This window comes from Pseudoalteromonas sp. CnMc7-15 (assembly GCF_022347925.1).
Lineage (GTDB): Bacteria > Pseudomonadota > Gammaproteobacteria > Enterobacterales > Alteromonadaceae > Pseudoalteromonas > Pseudoalteromonas ruthenica.
Genome location: NZ_JAKRFT010000002.1, coordinates 158,540 through 182,289, shown reverse-complemented (window position 1 = coordinate 182,289; position 23,750 = coordinate 158,540). Strand labels below are relative to the sequence as shown.

Sequence of the window (23,750 nt, the reverse complement as noted above, 5' to 3'; positions counted from 1 at the left end):
AAAAAGCCGGCATATTAGCCGGCTTTTTTATTAACGCTATTAGTTATTAACAATGGCGTTGTGATAGACATTTTGTACGTCATCACAATCTTCCAACATGTTCATAAACTTCTCAAAGTTGGCGATATCATCTTCGTCGGTGATTTCAATGTGTGTTTGTGGCACAAAGGTAATTTCGTCAACATCAAAGTTAATGTCTGCAAATGCTTCTGTAAGTGCTGTTTTCGCTTTGAAGTACTCGGTATGCGGGGCAAATACAGATACTTTGCCGTCTTCTACTTCGACATCTGTGACGTCAACATCAGCCATCATTAGCGCTTCCAACACTTCTTCGTCATCATCACCTTCGAAACCCAAAATGGCGAGGTGATCAAACATGTGCGCAACGCAACCTGGGTTGCCGATCTTGGAGTCGGTTTTGGTAAACGGTAAGCGTACGTCTTTAATGGTTCGATTAGGGTTATCAGTAAGGCAGTCTACAATAACCATGCAGTTACCTGGACCGTACCCTTCATAACGTGCCGCAGAGTAATCTTCACCCGCACCACCGGCTGCTTTTTCTATCGCCTTATCAATTACGTGAGCGGGTACTTGATCTTTTTTAGCTTTATCAATCAAACGGCGTAGAGAAAGGTTTGCATCTGGGTCAGCACCGCCATTTTTTGCAACGACGTAGATCTCTTTACCGTATTTTGAGTTTACTTTTGTTTTTGCCGCGGCTGTTTTCGCCATGGCGTTTTTACGAACTTCAAACGCTCTGCCCATTTTCAATCTCTCAAGTTTGAATTTATTTCCTCACTGGATTTTAACAACTCGCAGCACATTGGGCTAGTGCCATGTTTACATAAAAGTGCTGCTTTGTTGGGCAAACTTTTTAAATAAGGTTATTTAACATAACTTGGGAAGAGGGAAGGCAACTCACTGAAACAGCGAATGATATGATCAGCCTGATGTGCATAATCAGGAAGCGCTTGGGGCGCGTATAAGCAAGCGCGCATATTGGCGTTGCGCGCCGCTTCAATATCGTATTTATAATCACCTACGTACACGAGCTCGGTTGGTGCCATTTGCCATCGTTCGGCTATGTGAAGTAGTGCACTGGGGTCCGGTTTTGCGAGAGCATCATCACGGGTCAAAATCAGCTCAATTGGCAAAGGGTTGCGTTTTACTTTGATGGCCGTTGCTTGCTGACAGTTACGGGTGACGATGGCCATCGGAATGTTGGCCTGGTGTAGCCTTTGCACTGCTGCCTTAACCTCTGGTAATAATTGAGATTGCTGTGCATCGGCAAGTTCGTGGTCGAGTATCACTTGCTCTGCTCGTTGCCGCCCTTCGCTATCCAAGGTACTAACAAAGTCTAAAATATCGATATCAGCGTGGCAGTTGAGCTGTTCACGGATGCGAGCAAAATTCAGTATAGAACTGAATAGTGTGCCATCCATGTCAAAAATGACGCCATTAAGAGAGTGAGGCTTGCTGCTTGGCATTGTATTTCCTGTAAACTATATGGTTGCAATGATACGACCTTGCACCGCTATAAGCGCAACCATAGCAGGAAAAAACGCGCACATCGACATCTTCCCTGATGTGCACGCTGGTTGGGGGAAGCGCTTAGAAGGTAACGCTATGCCACTGGTTCTGGCGTTCAAAGTACAAAGTTCGCACTTTGCCTTTGCCCTCTATATTGACCATATTAATTTGCGCAGGCCACAGTTCATGGAGTGCCCCGTGTGTCATTTTCAGGCCCTTTAGCGGCTGCTTTGGCATCGCTGCCTCTTGGTACACCCAAAAAAACTTACCATCCACTTCAAAGCCAACATTGCTCAACTGCAAAGGCTGATCGTTGGGGTCGGTTATCGCCACTTGTTCGGCTACATAGTCGGCAAATTTTTGTTGGTCATCTGCATGCTTTAACATATCAGCTTGATTGCCAAATAGGTCTTCGACGGCATGCTCTGTGTCATGAAGATAAAAGCGATGCATCAGCTCAATATGTTCAGTGCGTTGATTGAATAGCACGGTGGTCACCGAGTTTTTTAATTGGTGAGCCAAGCTGGCGCTGCTAAATAGCAGCACCGATAAAAGCACGATAATACGCATTATGGCTGTTGTTCCTCTTCGTTAGCCTCTTTGAGCTCGGTTTTAATATCGTGCATGATGTCGCGACTGACCTTGGCCTTGCTCTTCTTACGCTTGTAGGTCTCGATACGCGATTCCATGATACGTCGTGGGTAATAGTTATTAGACACATCTACATCTGCGGTTTCCCAGCCCGGGTCGACGGCTATACTGGCAATTTCTTTACCCTTGTCGGTCACTATCAGCTTTTCCACCTGTTTGGCATTACGGCGCCAGATTTCGGCTGGAATGTAACGTTGCTCTGTGGTGCCATCGGTGTAGCTAAGCTCGAGTAAAATGGGCATAACCAGGCCGCCCACGTTGCTAAATTGCATCACGTAATAGTTGTTGTCCTCGGCTACTGCTCTGTCTAAGGTGCGACGTTCCCATGGCTCTAGCTTGCTGAGCATCTTTTGGTAGGCATTACGCTCTTTATTGGTCACGGTGAAGCGATCGTTGCTGTCATAAAAGTCGCGTACATCCGGGTTCTTATCTATCCACAAGTCACGGCCCTCACGCTTGTTGCGCTCAACAAACAATGATGTCGGCTTATTTTTCTCAATCTCACGCAGGCGGTTAAAGTCGATATCTGGATTCATGGTATCCAAACGCAGCTTGTATACCTTATCTAAAGCGATATCGACGTGATCGGTGCTATAGAACCAGCCCCGCCAAAACCAGTCTAGGTCGACACCTGAGGCTTCTTCCATGGTGCGGAAAAAGTCAGCGGGAGTGGGTCGTTTGTATTTCCAGCGGTTGGCATATTCTTTAAAGGCAAAGTCAAATAACTCGCGCCCCAAAATTACCTCGCGGAGAATATTTAGCGCCGCTGCTGGCTTAGTGTAGGCATTGGGCCCAAGGCGCAGCACACTGTCTGATTGTGTCATAATTGGCACTTGATGTTCAGATTTCATGTACTCGACAATATCGCGAGGCTCCACTCCCCAAGGAATATCTGGATCCCACTCGCGTCCAGCAACTCCATCAAGGAAACTGTTTAATCCCTCATCCATCCAAGTCCATTGACGCTCATCTGAGTTAACGATCATGGGGAAATAGATGTGCCCAACTTCGTGTATAACAACACCAATGAGAAAACGTTTCTCTGCTTGGGAGTAAGTGCGAGAGCCGTCATCGCGCAACTCCGTGCGTGGCCCGTTGAATGTGATCATCGGGTACTCCATGCCGCCCACAGGACCATTTACTGATTGGGCGACCGGATATGGATAATCAAATGAATAGCGAGAGTATACCTCCATGGTATGGATCACCGCTTCGGTGGAGTATTTTTTCCACAGGTCGCCGCCCTCTTTTGGATAAAACGACATCGCCATCACCAGCGGTTGTTCGTCGCCACCTTGATGATAGCCTTTCGCATCCCACATAAATTTTCGTGATGATGCCCACGCAAAGTCGCGTACATTATCGGCCTTAAAACGCCAAGTCTTGGTCTCTTGTGTGGCTGATTTTTCGTTCTCTAAGGCCTCTTCTTCGGTCACGATAAAGACCGGACGCTCAGCATTTTTTGCCTGTTCTAAGCGTTGGCGCTGGGTGCGGTTAAGTACCGAGCCTGGGTTATCCAGGGTACCAGTCGCGGAGACGATATGATCTGCCGGCACGGTGATTTCAACATCATAATCGCCAAATTCTAAGGTGAATTCGCCACGCCCTAAAAATGCTTTATTGGTCCATGCTTCATAATCGGTGTAAGCCGCCAAACGCGGAAACCACTGCGCTAACAAAAAGATGTCATTGCCGTCTTTTTCAAAGTGTTCATAGCCATTGCGAGCGCCCACGGCGTCTTCTTCAACAATATTAAACGCAAAGTCCATGCTCAATTCGGTACTTTGTCCAGGTCTCAGAGGCTGGTTTAAATCGACGCGCATAAGGGTGTCGACAACAGTGGCTTTGAGATCATCCCCGTCCTCATCTTTGATATTGCTGAGCACGAACCCCGGCTCATTGTCGGCGAGAAATTGCATGCGTCGCAGGGCCGATAAGCTCAGCTTACTGGGTTTACCTACAGGCTGAGCCTCAAGCCCAGACTTAAAGGTTTTACTGCGCTCAGCAATTGAGTCTGCCTTATATATATTTTGATCTAGCTGGAGCCACAAGTAACGCAGGGTGTGCGGAGAGTTATTGGTGTACTCGATACGCTGACTGGCACTCAAACGTCGTGCTTTTTCATCTAGAGTGACGTCTATATCGTAATCCACTTGCTGCTGCCAATAATTTTCCCCCGGGGCGCCAGCGGCACTTCGGTAGGTATTTGCAGTAGGCAGGGACTCGTCTAGTTGGCGAAACTTATCTTCGAAATTCCCCTTGGTTTGCATTACATTGGCCATCACCCCTTGGCTAATCAAAGTGAGCGCCCCAAGCAGAACTAAGGTTTTATTATTTTTATTCATCATAAACACAGTGTTTTTTGCTATTTGTGACACTGTTGCAAAAGTAGCCAAATGCTGCAACTGAGACGCGATGAAGTGCATACAAGCGCGACCAATCTAATGCTAAAAGTGGTATAAAAAATGCTGTAGTTATTACCTGTAAAGGGGGTTTCCAGTTTTTTTCGTGGGATTTTCCCATTAAAGGTTGCAATTGCATTTTAATTAATTTTAGAATCCCCCACTTTTTTAATTCGTGAACAATAAAAACAAGGATTATCAGCCTAACAAGTCGTGCTTTGACTGGGCTGAAACATAAAGTAAGCGATAGGAAGTTCACTCAATTCGCTCACATAGCAAGGTATAAAATTGGTGGTGCTATGGATTTTTATGTCCTCAAAAAGAAAGACGAGTTAATAGCCATTCCTGCAAATGAGCAGCATTGTAAACAATACTTAGACAATGGGTATTTTTACATTGATAAAGTGGCAGCATGTGATGAAAACACCGCAATTCGTCGTTTAAAAGCGAAATACCAGCGAAATATGCGTTTGCCTTTAACCGCATTAGCGATAGTAATACCGGTTATTATTGTCACTTGGTGGCAAGTAACACACTGACACCAGCACGCTTAAACGCGTGCTGTTCCATGCTATAGTGGGCGCAATAGCAAATAATTTAATGTACTGATGCGCTTACTCCACACCTCTGATTGGCACTTGGGTCAGCTTTTTTATGAGCACACTCGAGTGCAAGAACATCACGCCTTTCTAACCTGGCTTATTGGTGAATTAAATCGCCAAGCTGTTGACGTATTGTTGGTTAGCGGCGATATCTATCACACCGCTACTCCGCCAACACAAGCGGAGAATCAGCTTTATGAATTTGTTAAAGCGGCTAAGGCGGCCTGCCCTACCCTACATATAGTGATTATTGCCGGTAATCATGATAGTGCGAAACGCATTACCACAGCACAGCCATTACTGGCACAGTTTGACACTCATGTAGTCGGTCGCTTTGATTTTCAGCGCCCCGAGTTGAGTGTCATTAACATTACTCGTGGTGATCAGCACTGTGCGATTCTTGCCCTTCCCTATCTGCGTGCCAGTGATATCCCTGATGCACAAATGAGTTATGCTCAGGCGGTCAAAGAGGCCTACCAACTTATGCTTGAGCAATGTCAGCTTGAGGACGACTCCAATGTTATCGCCATGGGCCATCTACATGCTCGGGGTGCCACTGTCAGCGAAGACTCAGAGCGCGCTTTAGTCATTGGCGGTGAAGATGCCATCGGCGCTGATGTTTTTCCGCCCCAAGCCTGTTATGTTGCCCTCGGCCACTTGCATAAAGCGCAAAGTGTTAACGCTAAAGAATACATTCGTTACAGTGGCACGCCCTTCGCGATGTCGTTTTCTGAACGTCAATATCATCACCAAGTTTTGCTGTTAGAGGTACAGAATAATGCCTTGCAAAGTGTCAACCCCCTTTACATTCCTCGGCATCGGCAATTACACCTTGTTCCCGAGGCTACCCTACTGCCGCTAGCTCAAGTATGTGAGCAGATTCGGCAGTTACCCGGCCCTGATGATGAGCAAGGGTACATTCGCGTTCGCCTCTCGAGTAAAGAGCTTGCCACCGACTTTCGCGAGCAAATCGAGCATGCACTTCAAGGCAAAGAGTTACTTTTTTGTGGCGTGGAACGGGTGCGCTCGCAACGGGAGAGTAAAAACGATGAACTTGAACTACAAGACTTATCGCAAGTAGAGCGCCTAGACGCTGCGCACTTATTGAGTGAAGCCGTCAACGAGCATGATGAGCTTGAAGATCACGATATTACCAACGAGGTTAAAGACTTGTTTGCGCAGTTAGTTGAGGATGTTGAGCAGGAGGGGAATAATGAAGATTAATCGCCTGCAAATTCATAATTTAGCATCATTATTAGACGCAGACATCGATTTTAGCCGCCCTCCCCTGCGTGACGCTGGCTTGTTTGCCATAACTGGTGACACAGGGGCTGGAAAAAGCACTATATTGGATGCGCTGTGTTTAGGCTTATATGATAAAACCGCCCGGTTGAGCAATGAAAGCACACAAAAAGTAGACTTTAATGGCGACAATGTGCGCCTCAATGATCCGCGCCACCTATTGCGTCGTGGTACCGGTATAGGATGGGTCAAAGTTGATTTTGTGGCTATCGATGGCGCTCATTATCGCGCCCTCTGGCAAGTGACCCGAGCACGTAAAAAACCAAACGGTAAATTACAAGCACCCACTCATGCACTGTACCTTATGCCGCAAGAGCAGCTGGTGAGTGATGGTAAACTTGAGACAAAAAAAACCATTGAGCGGTTAGTTGGGCTTAATTTCGAGCAGTTCACGCGTGCGGTGATGCTAGCACAAAACGAGTTTTCTGCTTTTTTACGTGCGCAAGGCGATGAGCGTGCAGTATTGCTTGAGCGTTTAAGTGGTACACAAAAGTACTCTGTTGTAGGTCAACGCGTGTATTCTGGTTACAAAGCCAAGCTTAATGACGTCGAGGCATTTAAGGCTTCTATGGATGCGGTTGATATTCTCGATGAGCAACAATTACAGGAGCTTAACGAGCAGCAACATCAGTATATCGAGCAGCAGCAACAATGCCAAAAACGACGAGAACAGGTTGCTAAACACCTCCAATGGTTCGCAGCCGAGCAACAATTACAACATGAAATCGCTGACCTTCAACAGCGTATACAAACTACGAGTAACAGCCTAGAGCGATTAGAACCCAGGGTGAGAGAGGCTCAGCGAGTTAAGCAATGTTGGCAAATTGAAGATAACCTTACTTCCACAGCACGATTGCAACAGCGTTTGGCGCAACAGCAAACACGCCAAGAAGAGCTAACATGCAGTGATGCTAAAAGTGTATGGCAACACGGCGAACAGCAGCAGCAATTAGCACAACAACAGCTGCGTCATGCGCAACAGCAATATGCGCAGCGCAAAGAGAAACTCAATGCCGCCGTGGCACTGGATGTAAAAATTGCACAAAAGAAGGAGGTGCTCGCGGCAAAACGCTCTGAGTTCGAACAGACGAGCGCACAGCAGCTGCAATTGACGCAGCAAAGCCAAAACCTCGCTGCACAAGTGGATGAAAGTAATAGACGCCTTGATAAATACACGACGCAATTAGAATCACAACCTTGGCTCGCTGAGTTAGTAAAAAATTGGTCTCATTACCATCATCTTTGGCAGCGTATTAATAGTTATGATGCTACATATAAAGAAAAAAACGAGCAGTTACAGGCATCTAATAACGAGCTTTCGAAGCTTGACCAAAGCCTTGCCACACTCAATGAAGAAAACACCACATTCCAGCAGTCGATACAAGCACTCGAGCAGCAAATAGTAAGTTTACAGCCGCAGCCTGAAGCCTTGTCTGCAACTGAGCTTCAGCGTCAGCTAGGCACATGGCAACAGGCCTTGGAGCGTTTTCAACAATGGCATAGTAGTAACCATCAGCTTGTAACTGTGCGTCATCAACAGCAATCTCTTCATGCAGAGCTTAAACAAAAGCAACAACAGCTGCATGAGGCTTCGCAACATCACTCAGTTTTAGAGCAGCAATTGTCGCATGCACGCCAGGCCTATGAGCAGGTTAAACTGCGTGCAAGCGAGCAGATCACGCATTTACGTACTCAGCTTAAAAGTGGTGAGCCTTGTATGGTGTGTGGTTCTGAACATCATCCTTTTGCTGAAAATGATGACAATAATCATGTTTTTGCTGCGTTATTAGCGGACTTTGAACAGGCTTACGCAACGGCTCAAAAGAATCTGGATCAGCATTATACTAAGCGGCATGCTTTGCAAACCGAGGTCCAGTTAGCACAGCAACAAATTGATAATGTCAGCGCTACTGAGCAACAGCTGAAGTCGCAGCTACAACAATTAGCGCAGCAGCTAGAGCCCTTTATTCAAGGTAAACCCCTTGATGAGCTTAGCGATCAGGATTTTACTAAGCCCATTGCGGATATCCAACAGCAATATCAGCAGTTGGAACAGGTAGAGCAACAGTTAGTAAAATTACGATCTGAGTTAAAGGTTCTGCAACAAAATAGCGGCGAATTGCAGGGGCAATTACAACGCAATGAACAGCGACGTCAGCAACTGCAGCTACAAACGCAGCGTCTTGCTTACGAACTTGAAACTGAGCAGCAGCAATGCCAACAGAGCATCGCAGAGCTGCGAGAGCACTTCAGTGAAGCGCCTTGGTGGCAAGATAGTCTGCATCAGCTTGCGCGACTTTGGCAGCAATTGGTTGAGCAAAAACAGCAATTTGAGCAGCTGCAAAATGAGTACGCCCGGGCCCAACAACAGACTACGCAGCTTAATCAGCAGCGAGATCAGATTTTTACTAAGCTAGAGTCACTGCAATCTCAGCAGCAAAAGCTGGGCGAGCAACTGCAAATGCAAGAGCAAGAGATCACTCATTTACTAACTGAGCGCAGTACTCTTATAGCTCATGGGCAAGATCCCAAAGCGCAACTAGAGGAGCTGGAAGAGTCTATCGAAAAGGCTCAGCAGACACTAGACACGCAACAAGCAGCGTGTCAGCAGCAGCAGCGCCGGTATGAGCAAGAGCAAAGTGAATACCAGCACTTAGTAAAAAATTGTTCCCAGTTACAACAAGACATTGAAGAGTTAAAAAAAGCCTTTGATGTCTGGTACCAGGACTACAGAGCCTTTGATGAGGCCCTAACAATTGAGCAGATCAAAAATTTACTAACTCAAGACAAACAACAAGTACAAGCGGTACTCACTGAGCACGCGACATTAGAGCAAACGAAAGTGCGTTTTCAGGCTCAGCTAGAACACAGTGAGAGTCGCTTACAACAGTTAGTAAAAAGCCGTCCGGACAAAAATTTAACAGAGCTTGAAGCGCAAAAGCGGCAATTGGATGAGCAGTTCGATGACAGTCAGCAAGCCTTAACCTTACTCGGTGCACGACTAGAAAATCATCGGCAAAACGTCGAACGCTTAGCCGAGCAAGGAGAGCAGTTGAAAGATCTACAACAGCAACTTGCTACTTGGACTACCTTAAACAGCGCACTAGGTGATGCCCAAGGGAAGCGATTGCGAAACTTAGTGCAAAGCCAAACTTTGGCTATATTGCTTGGCTACGCCAACCAACATTTACACGCCTTATCGAAGCGCTACCGTCTCACTCGTATTACGGGCACGCTCGATATAGCTATCATCGATCACGATATGGCTGATGAGCAACGCAGCGTGAATACCCTCTCCGGTGGTGAATCTTTTTTAGTGTCATTAGCTCTCGCCCTAGGGTTGGCGTCGCTATCGTCCAATAAGGTCAAAATTGAGTCCTTGTTTATTGATGAGGGGTTTGGCACATTGGACAGTGAAACATTGAGCATTGCTATGGATGCACTTGATAACCTGCAAGCGCAGGGCCGCAAAGTCGGGGTGATATCGCACATACCGCAACTTACTGAACGTGTTGCAACGCAGGTAAAGGTACGCAAACATCCCGGCGGTTACTCTGTGGTGGAGTGTGAATAATCATTCTTAGTTCATGTGCTTGCGCTATGCTAATGAACACAGTCATCGCTGTAGTCGATATTAAATCAAGGAGGTATTATGCCTAGTTTTCAAGGTGAAGAAGCGACTAATTACGACGAGCGTATTAGCCGTCTAGTGCCAGGTTATGAGTTGTTGCATCAGCTCACACAAGCACAATGCCAAGCTCAGTTAAGCTCGTCGGCGTCCATTTTAGTCGTGGGTGCGGGCACAGGCAAAGAAGTGGTGGCGCTTGCCAAAGCAAACCCCAATATGCACTTTGTGGCTCAGGATATTTCCGCTGATATGCTGGCAATAGCTGAGCAGCGCTTTGATGAAGCGGGAATAAGCGCGCGGGTAACATGCCATTGTGGTGATGTTGGCCAATTACAGCAACAATTTGACGGTGCATTATGCCTATTGGTTTTACATTTCTTGGCAGACAATGGTGATAAAGCAGCGTTATTAAAGTCGATACGCCAGCAATTAGCCCCCCAAGCATGGTTGTGGCTCGCTGATTTAATGAAGCCTGAAACTCAGTTTGAACGTGATGCGCAGTTCATTGTTTGCCAACAATTAGGGTTAAGTGATGCGGGTGTCGAACGTATGCGCCACAATCTAGAGCATGAGTTCTACCCACTGGATCGTATGCGTTTGGCTGAACTACTTGAACAGTGTGGTTATGGTATCGCCCGCTGCTACTTCAAAGCGCTAGGCTTTACTGGTTATGCAATACGTTGTCAGTCGTAGTGTGGTGTAACTTTTTAAGGCGCTCAAGCTGTTTTTTCAGCGTGTTTAAACAAAACGGCTTAATGATGAAACCATCAACCTTAGCGCTAATCATATCAGTCACTACCTCTTTCTTATCTTCGCAGGTCACTACGATGACTGGAATATAACCCCAGTCATCGTGTTTGCGAATAGTAAGAAATAAGTCTTTGCCATTGACCTTTGGCATGTTGAGGTCGGTCAGTACTAAATCAAACCGGGTTTTTTCCAATAACGACAGTGCCTGCTCACCATCGGTGGCCTCTACGATATCGTCGTAGTCCAGTTTACGCAGCATATTAATAAGTACATGGCGCATTAACGGCATATCATCAACGACTAATATCTTCACTTGGTATCTCGCCTACATGGTAACTTCTTACAGTGTAGTCAATTTTTATACTTTCGTGGTGTCGCCTAAGGACCATCCTATAAGTTGATATGGGTGTGGATGAGCTCACAAAGAATATCGATTTTGGCGTTATTGAGTTGTCGGTAATCAAAATAGGGGCACACGATAATACGTTGTGCGGGCGATATAGCGAACTCATCGTTAAGCCAGATCAGATTTATACCAAGTTGTTCATTTGCTGCGAGCTCTTTAGCATGAGTTTTTCCGGCAATAACATGTAGCGCTGCGTCAGGGTCGGTTACGTCAGGCTCGCTAAAGAGCAACGCCGTTTGTGAGTGGTTTTGCAGTAGTGTTTGATCTCTAAATTGTTGCCATGTGTCTACACTTTTTAAGGCCAAACAACTAGGAGCCAGTTGATATAGCCACTTTGCATAGACATTAAATACTTTTCGCCAACCGTTCCCTGCCTCTGCGTTTATTTGTGCTATCTGCCCTGCTTGCAATGGCAAGGTATCGCTTAAAGTTTGAAACTGAATCAGGTTTGGGCGGTTTTTTACATACACTCTGATTGCCGCATCGCTTTGCCCTAGGCCTATCGCTTTTATTGTCACCTAATACTACCTATCGCTTGAAGCACTTAGTAAAAAACTGATCTTAAGCAAGATAGTAAATTATTGCTATGATTTTTAAGCGGTTATAAGCTTTATCTCGTACAGAGGTCATTACTGTATTGTTCGGTTATACCCGATTAAAGACTATATTTACTTGGAGCTCATGCTATGCGCGCACAGATCATAATTTTACTAACGGTTGTATTAACTGCTTGTACTTCTGTACCTGACAAAGTGTCCCCAGTTAGCCCTTTTAATCTAGAGCGTTACATGGGCACATGGTATGAAATAGCCCGAATGCCCCACCCCTTTGAAGAAGGCTTAAGTCGCGTCACTGCGACGTACAGCCAGAATGATGATGGCAGCGTCAAGGTCATTAATCGCGGCTTTAACGCAGAAGAGCAACAATGGTCTCAAGCTGAAGGTAAAGCCAAGTTTGTTGGCGATACGAATACTGGTCATCTTAAAGTCTCTTTCTTCGGCCCCTTTTATTCCTCATATGTTGTGTTTGGATTAGACCAAAAAAACTATCAATATGCTTATGTGAGTGGTTATAACACCGACTATGCATGGTTACTCGCGCGTGAAAAAGAAGTTGATGAGCAGCGTTTAGAAGACTTTAAAGAGCAACTTAGATCAGCTGGGTTTGCGGTAGAGAAGTTGATTGAGGTGCAGCAGTAATATACCTGCGATAAGTTCGCTGCTAACTGATAATTCAGGTATAAAATGTAAAGGGGGTTTACAGATCAGTATTTTACCTACTTATTAGTAAAATACTGATCTAGAAACTTAGTAAAAATTCGGTTTATTGACTGGCAATCAGAATAGTTGTAAGCACTGCTAGTAGTGAAGCCGTGCAGCAAAAGGTCAGTGCTTTGAGCCATTTCGGGCTGAAGCTAAGACACAGTGTGATGGCCAATACACTGACCGCCATAAACCCGCAGAACAGTAGTACCCCATAACTACCCAGCGCGGCAATCGCTATGGTCATGCTTAGTAAAATACTGATCCAAGCACAGATCAAAATTTTACTAACTAACCGAGCATTGGGGCGCACACCATATATATCTCGGTAATGGGTTGCTTTGGCATGCGCAAAGCAACTAAAAGCGATGATACACAGTATAAAGCAAAGCAGTTCTATCATACGCTTAACTCCTCTAACGAGCCCAACCAAGTGCGCTGCTTGCGGTTACCACGATAGGCCGCGTAGGCGAAGCAGGTTGCTGCAAATAAACAAACTAAATCGAAGCCCAACAAAGTCCATTGCTGGCTACCAATAAAGTGCAGCAAACTGCCCTGCGTGGTCATGCTGTTAATGGCAACAAGACCGATACAGGCGCCAGCAATGATGGCATTTAATAATCGCCAACTATAAGGCTTGAATACCGCCCATGCTTGCACCGCTGCCCAGGTTAGAAAGAAAGCGAGTATTTCTTTGTCGGCGCGCTCACTCACATTCATTGGCAATAACCGATTGGCATAAAAAAATGCCAAGGTTGCTAAAGGCAAGCCCATAAACGTACCCTGGTTAAGGCTATCAACTGTACGTAGACCTATCGCGGGGCGCTGCTTTTTATTGCGTTGGTGTAAGCGTTTTGCCCACATGATTGCGCCGCTCGCTATCATGATACACCCTGCTAAACCGCATAATACGTAAAGCCAGCGCAACACGGGCTGTGCCATGCGCGCCGCATGCAAGGCTATCATGCCATCGTAGAGGGCTTCACTAACGCTTCTATCTACTTCATTAATGTCTATCACCTCGCCCGTCGTGGCGTTAAACGTGATGCTTGGCGGCCTGTCGACAATGGCCTTGCCGCTATCAATAATAAAGCGTACCGATGCACTGCGGTCGTTAGGGTGGTCAATACGTACTTGCCTTATATCTGCATCCGGCCACTTAGTATAAAGTTGATCCAGCAGTGTATTAACACCCACCATGGCTGTGGGCTCGTTGGCAGGCTCGGTGCGCTGAAAGTTAAATACATCGGCATAGAAGCCGCGTAAACCATCGTCGTAGGCGGTCATCGTCGGGTAGGGGAAGAGCATAAAAATAAGGGTAATAAGCCCTGTATAGGTGATCATGATATGAAAAGGCAGCGCTAGCACAGACGATAAGTTATGGCTATCAAGCCAGCTGCGTACGCCTTTATTGGTGCGCAAGCTAAATAAATCCTTAAAGATCCGTTTATGAATGACCACCCCAGTTATTAGCGCAATAAGCATAAACAAGCTGGCAAAACAGACCAGCCAACGTGCTGTTCTGACGTCGAGGTAATGCAAATCAAAGTGCAGGCGATAAAAGAAATGCCCACCTTTGGATTCTCTGACTGTATCGACCCCCTCTAGCGTTTTAGGATTGACATAATAGTCTTGCCAAGGCGCACGTTTACCGGGCTCACGTGGCTCTTGGTAAGAGTAGGTAAGCCAGTCTTTACGCTCATCAGCCAAGGAAATATTCCAGCGCTCGGACTTAGGTGCCTGTTGCTGTAAGTATGCAAATCCTTGGGTTATCTGAGCTTGCTGCGCGGCAACACGCTGCTGGGGCTGTTCAAAATGATGTATCTCAGGTTTAGCCCAAAAGTTGAGTTCCCAACGGAAAAACGCAAGCGTGCCAGCAATAAATATGAGAAAGAGTAACCAACAGACCAATAAACCCACCCAGGTGTGTAGCCATGTCATTGAACGAAAGAAGGTGTCCTTCATAGCCATTCCTCCATGAATGCCAGCAGAGCGGTGAGCGCTGCACTAGTTAGTAAAATAGTGATCCATACCTTAGCGACAGAGCGCACACTAAAGGCATAGATGAAGATACAGGCATATATCAATATCGATAAGCTTACAGCCAGTAATACCGCGTCACTAGGTTGTAATGGCAGGGCGACCCCTAAAACAGCTGTGCTTAAGGCAGTTAATAAGTAGCCTCCAACAATGGCGGCAATAAAGCGATAAACCACAAGGGCGCGATAATGAGAGCTGGCGATACGTAACTTGATAAGCCAGGGTGATAACTGAAAATCCATAGTCTGCAGGCTGTTGTACCAAAAACGAGCCATTATATAGATTATAAAACTAAAAGATAGTGATTCGTATTTGCTTAAATGAATTGAAAATGAACCGTTAGTTAATTGTTGGCTCACGGTTAACACGATGTTTTTTATTAAAACCCTTATAATTCATAATATTACACGTCATTTCAATGGCCTTTTTTGCGTTCCTATTTATGCTTTTTTGCTATAAGATCGCTCACTCTTTTTTACTAGTTTTGTGTTGTTCTAGGAAGTGCTGTTGTTGTGGATGTGTTGTATTGGTTCGCGAGTTACCTCTTTGTACTCAAATATGTGGTATATGCGTTAAGCGTTTTACTGCTTATTTTTGGTTTAGACGATCTGTTTATTGATCTCGTGTACTGGGGTCGGAAATGCTACCGGCGATTGGTCATCTATCGCAAACACCCCAAGCTGCACTATTCAAAGTTGAAAGAGAAAGCTGAGCAACCGCTCGCAATTATGGTACCTGCATGGCAAGAACACGGAGTTGTAGGACCGATGGCGGAACTGGCGGCATCGACATTAGATTACGAGAACTATCATATATTTGTCGGTACTTACCCTAACGACGACAAGACTCAAGCTGATGTTGACGCCGTATGCGCGCGATTTCCTAATGTCCACAAAGTGGTGTGCGCGCGCCCTGGGCCAACGAGTAAGGCGGATTGCCTCAATAATATCATCGCCTCTATATTTACCTTCGAATCGCAAGCAAAATTTGCCTTCCAAGGGTTTATTCTTCATGACGCAGAAGATGTACTCAGTGCCATGGAAATGCGTTTATTCAACTACCTCGTTGAGCGTAAAGATCTCATTCAACTGCCAGTATTTCCATTCGAGCGACAGTGGTATGAGTTTACCAGTGGCAGCTACCTAGATGAATTTGCAGAAATTCATGGCAAAGACGTGCCCGTGCGAGAAGCCTTGGTTGGGCAAGTCCCAAGTGCCGGCGTTGGCACTTGTTTTAGTCGCCGGGCAATTCAATTGCTTATCGAGCAAGGCGATGGTATCGCCTTCGATGTGCAAAGTTTAACTGAAGATTACGACATTGGCTTTCGCCTCAAGCAACACGGTATGTCAGAAGTCTTCATTCATTTTCCTGTGCTGACCGACACGCACAAGCAGCAGATCAATAAGGGGAGCCTGAAATCTGCAAGTTATAGCAGCGTAGTTTGTGTACGGGAGTACTTCCCGAATACGTTCACCACAGCCGTGCGGCAAAAATCGCGATGGATCATTGGTATCGTATTTCAGGGTATGAAATCCCATGCATGGACGCGAGATTGGAAATTAAATTACTTTCTTTGGCGGGACCGTCGCGGCGGTCTCACTAACTTCATTGGCTTTGTCGCGCTGCTGGTGTTATTTCAGCTCGCCTGTATTTGGGGCTACCAACAACTCTCCGGCAGTGCTTATAACTTTCTCTCAATTTATGGTGATGAGCCCTGGCTAAGTGCGGTGTTGTGGGCTAATGCCGTGCTGCTAGCTAATCGCATGCTACAACGCTTTGTATTTGTTACGCGCTATTACGGGTGTATTCAAGGGGTCCTTTCGATCCCACGTATGGTGTGGGGCAATATTATTAACTTCTTTGCCAATATTCGTGCTGTCAGACAAATTCTCGAAATGGGTGATGTTAAACGCGTAGCTTGGGACAAAACCAGTCATGACTTTCCATCATTAGGGGAAACACGGGCAAGCTATCGACCTCTGGGTGAAATACTGCTCTCAGCAGGGGCGATTAACAAAGAGCAACTGCACAATGCGCTCACGCAAGGGCAGGGCAGAGTAAAACTTGGGCGTTATTTAATGCAGCAAGGCGTGCTCAGCGGTGAGCAATTAGCGCAAGCGATAGCCGAGCAGGCGGGCGTTGAATATCGCTCTTGCCCACCCCTGTCTACGCCAGAGCAAAGTGAGCTCGGTATTCATAAAGCGGTCGCTGTGCGCTACGCCATTATTGGATTGTTCTTGGACAAAGGTGTACTACATATCGCGAGTGAACAGCACTTGTCGCCGGTGGCCTTAGGGGCTATAAGCCGGAAAGTCGGTTATAAAGTTAGGTATTATATTGCCCAGCCGGGACAGGTCACTGTGGCGCTCAAAATGCATTTTAGTGATGACTCGGCCTACAGCTATGCGAATCTTCAGCGTCGTGCTCGTCGTGTGGATTGGCCGCATTTTGTAAATGCCCATTACAGTGAGTTTGAAGCAATTAGCGAAGTGGCTATGCTCAGCCCTTCCGTTGCTAACCAAGTGATGATCGGCCAAGAGAATAGCGACTCAGGGGTAGGTGATTATCTTATTGCCAAAGGTGTCATTGATGAGCAAACCCTTGAACTTGCGCAGCGCATTATGCGCAGACCTTTGGTAAGTGATAAGCCAGCGAGTTCATCAGAGGTGTCGTTATGAAACTTCTGTGGCTTTTTCTATTGACCTCAATGACAGCGTTATCAGCACCTAGTTTTGAGGCCGGTAAAGGATACCCTGAGCATACTCAGTTCTTACTTTATCCTTATGTCGATATGGCGTATCGCTATATTGATGAGGGTCGTTATGAGCTCGCTAATGAAGAGTTGAATAAGGCATTAGCTGTAACGCCGAATAACCCCTATGTAGTGGAGCGATTGCTATTTGTTGCGGCCCAGCAGCAACATTGGCCACAGTTATCTAGTCTTATAGACCAGTACCAACAAGTGCTTATGCGGCAGCGGAAATGGCGCGAAGTATTGTTACACTTTCAACAACTTGGGCTTAAGCATCAAGCTGAGTTGTTTATTGTGTACACTGATAAGCTTTTGGCAGATGAGCGCTTTAGTATCATCCAGCGCACCGAACTAGCTGCGTTAAGTGCACAAATGATAAGCGAACGAGCTCGCGCGCAGTTCATCCATCGAGTGATCACTCGTTACGGGCTCGAAGAAGTTCGCCCAGCCTATTGTTTTGCACTGCTAAACGAACAAAAGTATGACGCAGTTGCCAGTTGTATTAATGATATAACTCACCCAGAGCAGCAAACCAGTGTGCGTAAACACTTGATACAAGCACTTTTAGGAGCGCAACATTTCAAGGTGGCTAGTGAGCAGTTTAGCCTCTATCAGCAACACGTTGCATTGAGTGAGCAGGAGCGTCGCCAATGGTTGCAAGCGGCGATATACAACAAAGATTGGTCACTTGCTTTGACGCTTAATGCCGCGCTACCAAGGGCTATCTCGCGCCTATTGCAAAGAGCTGATATTGCCATGCAAGCTCAGCAACCTGAGGTTTTATCGCGAACCATGGCGGTATTAAGTGAAGCCGAGTTAAATATAGAACAAGAGCAGCAGTTACTTGTGCTCATGGCTTATGCCTCGACTTACTCTCAGCAATGGCGTCAACGCCTGTATGATTACTCATTGCAACACGCCGAAAATGATGAGTTTTGGCGCTCAAGAGCGGTACAAGTGGCGCAAGCAATGGAAGATCACAGTCAGTGGCTGGCAATATTTGAGGCGCAGCAGAGTCTGAGTGAGGCGCAGCAGCGGCAACTTGCCATAGGTTATGAAAAGGTCGGTAATGAAGATAAAGCCTATCAGCAGTGGCTGTTATTAGCGCGCCTTTATCCTCAGCGCTTGAGCTATGCGAAGCAGGCATCGCATATGGCGATACAGCGTCAGCAGTATGAGCTAGTTACACATATATTGGCGCCCTTTTGGCCTTTTTCACAACAACAAGATCAAGATGCTGAGCTGACCTATCGTTACTTACAAAGCCTTAAGAAAACTCAGTCGGATACGCTCAGTGATGCGCTTGCTTTAGTGCAATCAAGACAAGCATCACCAGCTCAGCGACAGACGTTAATGAGCTTCGCCTCAGCTATTGGTGAGTGTCAGTTAGCTGCACAATGGTTGGTTGAGCCTGCGAAAGAGCAAGCTTTACAGCAATTAGGATATTGCTTTATTGAGCGCGATAAAGAGCGAGCGTATGCGTTGTTCCAAGCGGCCTTAGCAACAAACCCAAGCAGCACTGAAAGCCGGGTTCAACTTGCTCACTTGAGTGAAGTGCTTGGCTTGCATTTGCGGGCGTATGAGTACTGGCTAGAGCTTGACTCGCAGCTGACAGAGCAGCCGCACTTTTTTAATGCTATTGCTAGTGCGTTGAAAGTCAACGAATACACGCAAGCGATGACATGGTTGCATCGCTTAGTGCGTTTGCATGAGCCTAAAACAATCAGTTTTTATCAATTACAACTGCTGCTTGCCCGGTATGCTAACGATCTACATACACAAGAGAAGAGCTTAGTGTGGCTGCTTGAAAACCACCCCGATGTTTCCGAGCAAATAGCTCTGGCTCGCCTTTACTGGCGCCAAGGTAAAACGCAGCAAACGTTCACACTGCTCAGCGATATCGAACGCCAACCTACCGAGACGTTGGCGCTACACACGCAAGCAGAGCTTGCGTACTTGTATATTGACGTAGGTCGCGCTGCAAAAGCGGCTCCGCTAATGCAGCATTACCTGGCCAATCAACCCGACCTTTATCCTATGCACCAGCAGCTTGCCTATAGTTATGTTGTGACTAATGAGTTAGATAATGCCCTGCATCATGCCACTATCGCGGCGACTAACATGGACACCATGGAGCTTGCACAGGAACCTAAACAACAACTCAAGCGCTTACGGCGAGATTTATTGGCGCAATCACGTTGGTTGCTGCAAGCACAATTTGGTGAGCAGTTGAGGCCCATCGATATAGGCGCTACCTCACAAAGCTTGAGATACGGTGGGTTTATAGAGCTGCGTTACAGCAAATATTTACAGCACCACTGGCGTGCGCAGGATACTCATCAGTGGTACGCACGGGCTTTTGTACAAAAAGATAGCCAACAACATGACAGCACACTCGCTTTAGGATACAGCTGGCAGCCATTGGCTTCGCTCGACCTCCAGTTTGCTATCGAACCGCAGTGGCAGCTGCGCAACAACGATGTCGATATCTTGCTTAAGGCCGCTACGGACTTATTCAGTCTAGGTGGCAATACGCGGGATTGGCAAACTGATGTACAAGGGTGGCTGCAACAAAGTTTGTATTTGGAAGCCGCACATTGGCTTAAGTCTGGACGTGATGCGCAGTTCGCACAATACCAAGGTGGTTATCACTTTAAATTGCATACTCAAAATCAGCAAGCGCTGACTTGGCAACCTTATGTGAACGGTCAATGGACGCGTTCGAGTGAGCGTCAAGATACCCGCGTAGGTGCAGGTGTTGGGGTGCATTGGTGGTCAGGTGGTGATGATATAACCGCATATCGCCGCCAGGCCTCGCTAAAACTATTAGTACAGCATGTTCTCAACGGTGAACGAGAGGGCGACAATGTGGCAAGTTTGAATCTGGAGTGGTCATGGTAGGGCGATATACAGCAATGATAGCGTTGCTGCTATGCAGCATAGCTGTGCAAGCGAATGTGGTTATTTATCAGCCATTAAATAGCGACAGCGAGCTAACAAAGGGCCAATGGCAAGAAATAATGCTGCAGTTACGAGAGCGTCAAATTGATACCATTGCCCTGCAATGGAGCCAGCATGAGCATAGCCAGTTCATTGATGAAGAGGGCCGCTCTCGACTACAGCAACTTTTTCATCAAGCCAATGCTCAAGGATTAAAAATAGTCGTTGGGCTGTATCATGAAAATAGCTACTACCAACGCATTCAACAGCAACCTCGAGCACTACACTTTTATCTGCGCGGCTTGTATAACCGTCATCTCGACGTTGCCCGACGCTGGCAAGCATTTACTAAACTGCCAGCATTTGCTGGTTGGTATATCAGTGATGAAATCGATGACCTTAACTGGCAAAGCCATGCAAAACAGCAATTGTTAATCGATTACCTCAGCGCCTTGAATGATCAATTAGCTACTCTTGCTCCTGCTAAGCCAGTGTATATCTCAAGCTTCTATGCGGGGCATAGTTCACCGCGACAATACGCTTATTTACTTGAGCGGTTAGCGCAGCACACCGACCTGGAAATACTGTGGCAAGATGGGGTGGGTACTCAAGTTCTATCAAGCGATCAGCGTCAGGGAGTGCAAAAATATGTTTGCCAAAACGGGAGTCATATTCACGTTATTGCAGAAATATTCAATGAATCTGTGGAGCACAGGCTAAGCGATGAGTGCCGACCAAGCTGGTTTTTTTCACTGCGCTACATGCTACCTAACTACTTTGCTAGTGAATGACTCGGTAAAGTGTAAAGGGGGTTGCCACAATATGTGGCTAGCCCTTAGGCTAAGCAAAAACAATATACCTAAGTGAAGATGCAACTAGCAGATAAGATTCGTGCTTGCACTTTATGTGCCGAGCATTTGCCTTTGGCGCCTAAGCCTATTATTCAACTTGATAGTGAGGCACCTATTCTAATTGCTGGTCAAGCACCCGGAGTGCGAGCTCACCAGGCTGGCAAACCGTTTGCCGACGCCAGTGGCGATCGCCTCAGGCAATGGTTAGGAGTCGATGAGCAGCAATTTTATAACCCGCGCTTATTCGCTATCGCGCCGATGGGGTTTTGCTATCCTGGCACCGCTCAGCACGGAGATTTAGCCCCGCGAGAGGAGTGCGCTGTAACATGGCGAGAGCAGGTGTTAGCTGCCTTACCTAAGCGGCAGTTGACTCTTGTCCTTGGTCAGTATGCAATGGCTTATCATCTACCCAAACGTTATAAAACGCTCACCGCTGCGGTGCAAGACTGGCACAGTTACTGGCCACACACCTTAGTATTACCTCACCCAAGCCCTCGTAATAACCGCTGGTTCAAGCGTAACCCGTGGTTCGAACAAGAAATACTGCCGCATCTGCAACAGCGAGTGGCCGATTTACTCTAAGCCCGCTTGCTGTAAATAGGCTTGTAAACCCGATAGCAGCTGCTGATGCTGCTCACGGCTGAGCCCAGATAACAGTGTTTGCTGGGTTTCTACATGAGCCTGGATCACTTCTTTACTAAGTGCTAAACCTTGCTCTGTAAGCTGAACCCAACATATTCGCTTATCCTGTTGATCTTGCGATCTAGTGATCAGCTGCTGTTTTTTCAGCTGGTTTAGGCGGCTGGTCATACTGCCTGAGGTCACTAGCATTTGTGCTAACAGTTGATTGGGCGTGAGCCGATAAGGCGGGCCTGAGCGTCTTAACGTCGCAAGCACATCAAAGCCTGCTTCGGAAAGCCCGTAGCGGCGAAATGTTTTGCTCATTGCTAAGGTCATATGCTTGTGGGCGATTTGCAAACGACCAATTAATGCCATGGTAGAAGTATCTAATTTTGGCATCTCCCGAGCCCACAGCGCTTGTATATTATCTAAATTTTGCATCTTTAGTGAACCAAAACGGCATTTCATACATATTATCTTTAATTCAAGATATATCTGTAACAAGGGGAAAGCAAATTATGAGGTCAGGTTATTTATGGGCGGCGTTGCTGTTCGCGCCATTGCTGCATGCCGGTGATAAAGTATCGGCACAGCAGTTTGTGGATTTGCAACAAGGGGATTCAGTTCATCCGGGCTTTCGCCGAGCCCATGCTAAAGGGATCTGTGTGCAAGGTGAATTCCGTAATAATGGCGCGCTTGCGCAATATTCTTCGGCCCAGATATTTGCCACTTCGGTGACACCATTTGTGGGTCGCTTTTCGCTTGCTGGCAATAACCCGACCGCACCGGATTTAAAGGCGCCAGTGCGAAGTTTGGCACTGAGCTTCGCGACCAGCGCTAGCGAGCAGTGGCGCATTGCCATGAATACTCCGCCGGTGATGGCGGTGAGCAATCCCCAGGATTTTTATCAGCAGCTTGTGGCTATTAAATCGGGCCCCAAGGCTATTCAAGCCTTTTTCGCCGAGCACCCTGAAAGTGCTGATTTCTTGGCGTGGAAAGATAGCTACCAACCCAGTGGTAGCTTCGCAGCCGAGACCTATCACAGCATCAATGCGTTTTATTTAGTCGATGACAACGAGCAGCGCCAGCCTGTGCGTTGGCATATGCAGCCGACGGTGTCAGCCACCGATGATGGGCTGAGTGGGCCTAACGCGTTACATAAAGAGCTTAAGGCGCGGTTGGCAAAACAACCGGTGGTATTTGACTGGTTATTTACCTTGGCTAGCGCCCAAGACGACGAGCGTAATCCGGCAGTTCAGTGGCCAGCAGAGCGTCCGCGTATTAACGCTGGGAAAATAGTGATCACTCAGTGGCAAGCGCAGCAGGACGGGGCGTGTCACAGCATCAACTTTGACCCTTTGGTGTTGCCATCGGGTATCTCGCCCACCGCAGATGCCATTCTTCGGGCGCGCTCGGCCGCTTATGCGGAGTCGTACCGCCGCCGGGCTGTGGAGCAATTGCGCGGTCAAGCAAAGGAGCTAAGCAATGACTAACCGGGCACGATTTACTCTTTCTATGCGTTTATTGCATTGGGCGATGGCGTTATTAATCGTTGCCATGTTAGCAGCGGGTTTAGTCATGGTGGGCTCGCTTGAGCCATGGCAGTATGAGCTGCTGTGGCTGCATAAAAGTTTTGGTATAGCGGCTGCGCTACTGGTGTTGGTGCGCTTGTTAGTCCGCTGGCGCAGCATAGTACCGGCTTTACCCAGTGATTTACCTTATTGGCAACGCCGCGCGGCTAAGGCGTCTCATTGGCTGTTGTATACGCTAATGGTGTTAATGCCACTATCAGGGCTATTGATGCAATATTTTGCAGCGCGTCCTGTGAGTGTATTCGATGTAGTGCGCTTGCCGGCGGCGTTAACGGTGGATATTGAACTGTTTTCCTTGTTTCGAGAGTTGCATGGCTGGGCCGCAGGGGGGTTTATAGGACTGGTGATAATGCATATCGCAGCGGCGCTATACCACCATTACTACCGCCGAGATGACGTGCTGCGTAGTATGTGGAAGTGA

21 protein-coding genes are annotated in these 23,750 nt (G+C 47.0%); 11 read left to right on the top strand and 10 right to left on the bottom strand.

The genetic code is table 11. The features are described 5' to 3' along the window. Positions 1-39 precede the first annotated feature (39 nt). From MHM95_RS04580 to MHM95_RS04565, 4 genes are all read right to left on the bottom strand, one after another. Entirely contained in the window at positions 40-765 is a 726-nt protein-coding gene (locus MHM95_RS04580; protein ID WP_045980020.1) for a YebC/PmpR family DNA-binding transcriptional regulator, read from the bottom strand. 119 nt (positions 766-884) lie between these two features. Continuing rightward, positions 885-1,487, bottom strand: coding sequence for an HAD-IA family hydrolase (locus MHM95_RS04575; protein WP_239384473.1), 603 nt, complete (start codon positions 1,485-1,487; stop codon positions 885-887). Positions 1,488-1,611: 124 nt separating this feature from the next. Continuing rightward, complete coding sequence (locus MHM95_RS04570) at positions 1,612-2,100, bottom strand: DUF6702 family protein (RefSeq protein ID WP_022943528.1); 489 nt, start codon at positions 2,098-2,100, stop codon at positions 1,612-1,614. After that, a complete protein-coding gene (locus tag MHM95_RS04565) occupies positions 2,100-4,526 on the bottom strand; it encodes a M1 family metallopeptidase (protein WP_239384921.1) in 2,427 nt (808 codons plus the stop codon). Before MHM95_RS04565 ends, MHM95_RS04570 begins: the two co-directional genes overlap by 1 nt. Before the next feature lie 356 nt (positions 4,527-4,882). On the opposite strand from MHM95_RS04565, the gene MHM95_RS04560 reads away from it, so the two are divergent. The 4 genes from MHM95_RS04560 (at position 4,883) to MHM95_RS04545 (ending at position 10,808) form a co-directional block, all read left to right on the top strand. Continuing rightward, positions 4,883-5,122 (top strand): hypothetical protein, encoded by a 240-nt coding sequence (locus tag MHM95_RS04560; protein WP_022943526.1) that lies wholly within the window; start codon positions 4,883-4,885, stop codon positions 5,120-5,122. 69 nt (positions 5,123-5,191) lie between these two features. Beyond that, positions 5,192-6,409, top strand: a complete 1,218-nt coding sequence (locus MHM95_RS04555) for an exonuclease SbcCD subunit D C-terminal domain-containing protein (RefSeq protein ID WP_239384471.1) — start codon at positions 5,192-5,194, stop codon at positions 6,407-6,409. Then, positions 6,399-10,061 carry an AAA family ATPase gene (locus MHM95_RS04550; RefSeq protein WP_239384469.1) on the top strand — a complete coding sequence of 1,221 codons (3,663 nt, stop codon included), beginning with the start codon at positions 6,399-6,401 and terminating at the stop codon, positions 10,059-10,061. The genes MHM95_RS04555 and MHM95_RS04550 overlap by 11 nt, the downstream gene beginning before the upstream one ends. Before the next feature lie 78 nt (positions 10,062-10,139). Beyond that, complete coding sequence (locus MHM95_RS04545) at positions 10,140-10,808, top strand: class I SAM-dependent methyltransferase (RefSeq protein WP_045980024.1); 669 nt, start codon at positions 10,140-10,142, stop codon at positions 10,806-10,808. Here MHM95_RS04545 and MHM95_RS04540 read toward each other — a convergent pair. Both MHM95_RS04540 and MHM95_RS04535 read right to left on the bottom strand, forming a co-directional pair. Continuing rightward, complete coding sequence (locus tag MHM95_RS04540) at positions 10,777-11,178, bottom strand: response regulator (protein ID WP_138548215.1); 402 nt, start codon at positions 11,176-11,178, stop codon at positions 10,777-10,779. The two genes, MHM95_RS04545 and MHM95_RS04540, sit on opposite strands and share 32 nt — an antisense overlap. 77 nt (positions 11,179-11,255) lie before the next feature. Then, the gene (locus tag MHM95_RS04535; RefSeq protein WP_239384467.1) at positions 11,256-11,789 is read right to left on the bottom strand and encodes a hypothetical protein; all 534 of its coding nucleotides are present in this window, start codon (positions 11,787-11,789) and stop codon (positions 11,256-11,258) included. 168 nt (positions 11,790-11,957) lie between these two features. Between MHM95_RS04535 and MHM95_RS04530 the strand changes: the two genes are divergently transcribed. Continuing rightward, entirely contained in the window at positions 11,958-12,470 is a 513-nt protein-coding gene (locus tag MHM95_RS04530; protein ID WP_138508192.1) for a lipocalin family protein, read from the top strand. 124 nt (positions 12,471-12,594) lie between these two features. On the opposite strand, the gene MHM95_RS04525 is transcribed toward MHM95_RS04530, so the two are convergent. Genes MHM95_RS04525 through MHM95_RS04515 form a run of 3 tightly spaced genes read right to left on the bottom strand, consistent with a single transcriptional unit; the run spans position 12,595 to position 14,815 of the window. Next, on the bottom strand, positions 12,595-12,936 hold the full coding sequence (locus tag MHM95_RS04525; RefSeq protein WP_022943519.1) for a DUF3325 family protein: 342 nt from the start codon (positions 12,934-12,936) through the stop codon (positions 12,595-12,597). After that, the gene (locus MHM95_RS04520) at positions 12,933-14,498 is read right to left on the bottom strand and encodes a PepSY-associated TM helix domain-containing protein (protein ID WP_239384458.1); all 1,566 of its coding nucleotides are present in this window, start codon (positions 14,496-14,498) and stop codon (positions 12,933-12,935) included. Before MHM95_RS04520 ends, MHM95_RS04525 begins: the two co-directional genes overlap by 4 nt. Beyond that, entirely contained in the window at positions 14,495-14,815 is a 321-nt protein-coding gene (locus tag MHM95_RS04515) for a hypothetical protein (RefSeq protein ID WP_022943517.1), read from the bottom strand. Before MHM95_RS04515 ends, MHM95_RS04520 begins: the two co-directional genes overlap by 4 nt. Before the next feature lie 270 nt (positions 14,816-15,085). Here MHM95_RS04515 and MHM95_RS04510 point away from each other — a divergent pair, with 270 nt between their 5' ends. From MHM95_RS04510 to MHM95_RS04495, 4 genes are all read left to right on the top strand, one after another. Beyond that, positions 15,086-17,251, top strand: coding sequence for a glycosyl transferase family protein (locus MHM95_RS04510; protein WP_239384456.1), 2,166 nt, complete (start codon positions 15,086-15,088; stop codon positions 17,249-17,251). Further along, a complete protein-coding gene (locus MHM95_RS04505) occupies positions 17,248-20,226 on the top strand; it encodes a hypothetical protein (protein ID WP_239384454.1) in 2,979 nt (992 codons plus the stop codon). The genes MHM95_RS04510 and MHM95_RS04505 overlap by 4 nt, the downstream gene beginning before the upstream one ends. Continuing rightward, positions 20,220-21,056 carry a DUF4434 domain-containing protein gene (locus MHM95_RS04500; protein WP_239384452.1) on the top strand — a complete coding sequence of 279 codons (837 nt, stop codon included), beginning with the start codon at positions 20,220-20,222 and terminating at the stop codon, positions 21,054-21,056. The genes MHM95_RS04505 and MHM95_RS04500 overlap by 7 nt, the downstream gene beginning before the upstream one ends. Before the next feature lie 78 nt (positions 21,057-21,134). Continuing rightward, positions 21,135-21,698, top strand: a complete 564-nt coding sequence (locus MHM95_RS04495) for a uracil-DNA glycosylase family protein (protein ID WP_239384450.1) — start codon at positions 21,135-21,137, stop codon at positions 21,696-21,698. On the opposite strand, the gene MHM95_RS04490 is transcribed toward MHM95_RS04495, so the two are convergent. Continuing rightward, positions 21,690-22,178 (bottom strand): MarR family transcriptional regulator, encoded by a 489-nt coding sequence (locus tag MHM95_RS04490; protein ID WP_239384448.1) that lies wholly within the window; start codon positions 22,176-22,178, stop codon positions 21,690-21,692. The two genes, MHM95_RS04495 and MHM95_RS04490, sit on opposite strands and share 9 nt — an antisense overlap. A 77-nt stretch (positions 22,179-22,255) precedes the next feature. Between MHM95_RS04490 and MHM95_RS04485 the strand changes: the two genes are divergently transcribed. Together MHM95_RS04485 and MHM95_RS04480 are read left to right on the top strand one after the other, a co-directional pair. Beyond that, positions 22,256-23,230: a catalase family peroxidase gene (locus MHM95_RS04485; protein WP_239384446.1), complete on the top strand. Its 975-nt coding sequence runs from the start codon at positions 22,256-22,258 to the stop codon at positions 23,228-23,230. Next, a complete protein-coding gene (locus MHM95_RS04480) occupies positions 23,223-23,750 on the top strand; it encodes a cytochrome b (protein WP_239384444.1) in 528 nt (175 codons plus the stop codon). The genes MHM95_RS04485 and MHM95_RS04480 overlap by 8 nt, the downstream gene beginning before the upstream one ends.

Coding starts and splice junctions, on each gene's coding strand:
- MHM95_RS04580 (WP_045980020.1), bottom strand. CDS start 765: ATGGGCAGAGCGTTTGAAGTTCGTAAAAACGCCATGGCGAAAACAGCC.
- MHM95_RS04575 (WP_239384473.1), bottom strand. CDS start 1,487: ATGCCAAGCAGCAAGCCTCACTCTCTTAATGGCGTCATTTTTGACATG.
- MHM95_RS04570 (WP_022943528.1), bottom strand. CDS start 2,100: ATGCGTATTATCGTGCTTTTATCGGTGCTGCTATTTAGCAGCGCCAGC.
- MHM95_RS04565 (WP_239384921.1), bottom strand. CDS start 4,526: ATGAATAAAAATAATAAAACCTTAGTTCTGCTTGGGGCGCTCACTTTG.
- MHM95_RS04560 (WP_022943526.1), top strand. CDS start 4,883: ATGGATTTTTATGTCCTCAAAAAGAAAGACGAGTTAATAGCCATTCCT.
- MHM95_RS04555 (WP_239384471.1), top strand. CDS start 5,192: ATGCGCTTACTCCACACCTCTGATTGGCACTTGGGTCAGCTTTTTTAT.
- MHM95_RS04550 (WP_239384469.1), top strand. CDS start 6,399: ATGAAGATTAATCGCCTGCAAATTCATAATTTAGCATCATTATTAGAC.
- MHM95_RS04545 (WP_045980024.1), top strand. CDS start 10,140: ATGCCTAGTTTTCAAGGTGAAGAAGCGACTAATTACGACGAGCGTATT.
- MHM95_RS04530 (WP_138508192.1), top strand. CDS start 11,958: ATGCGCGCACAGATCATAATTTTACTAACGGTTGTATTAACTGCTTGT.
- MHM95_RS04525 (WP_022943519.1), bottom strand. CDS start 12,936: ATGATAGAACTGCTTTGCTTTATACTGTGTATCATCGCTTTTAGTTGC.
- MHM95_RS04520 (WP_239384458.1), bottom strand. CDS start 14,498: ATGAAGGACACCTTCTTTCGTTCAATGACATGGCTACACACCTGGGTG.
- MHM95_RS04515 (WP_022943517.1), bottom strand. CDS start 14,815: ATGGATTTTCAGTTATCACCCTGGCTTATCAAGTTACGTATCGCCAGC.
- MHM95_RS04505 (WP_239384454.1), top strand. CDS start 17,248: ATGAAACTTCTGTGGCTTTTTCTATTGACCTCAATGACAGCGTTATCA.
- MHM95_RS04500 (WP_239384452.1), top strand. CDS start 20,220: ATGGTAGGGCGATATACAGCAATGATAGCGTTGCTGCTATGCAGCATA.
- MHM95_RS04495 (WP_239384450.1), top strand. CDS start 21,135: ATGCAACTAGCAGATAAGATTCGTGCTTGCACTTTATGTGCCGAGCAT.
- MHM95_RS04490 (WP_239384448.1), bottom strand. CDS start 22,178: ATGCAAAATTTAGATAATATACAAGCGCTGTGGGCTCGGGAGATGCCA.
- MHM95_RS04485 (WP_239384446.1), top strand. CDS start 22,256: ATGAGGTCAGGTTATTTATGGGCGGCGTTGCTGTTCGCGCCATTGCTG.
- MHM95_RS04480 (WP_239384444.1), top strand. CDS start 23,223: ATGACTAACCGGGCACGATTTACTCTTTCTATGCGTTTATTGCATTGG.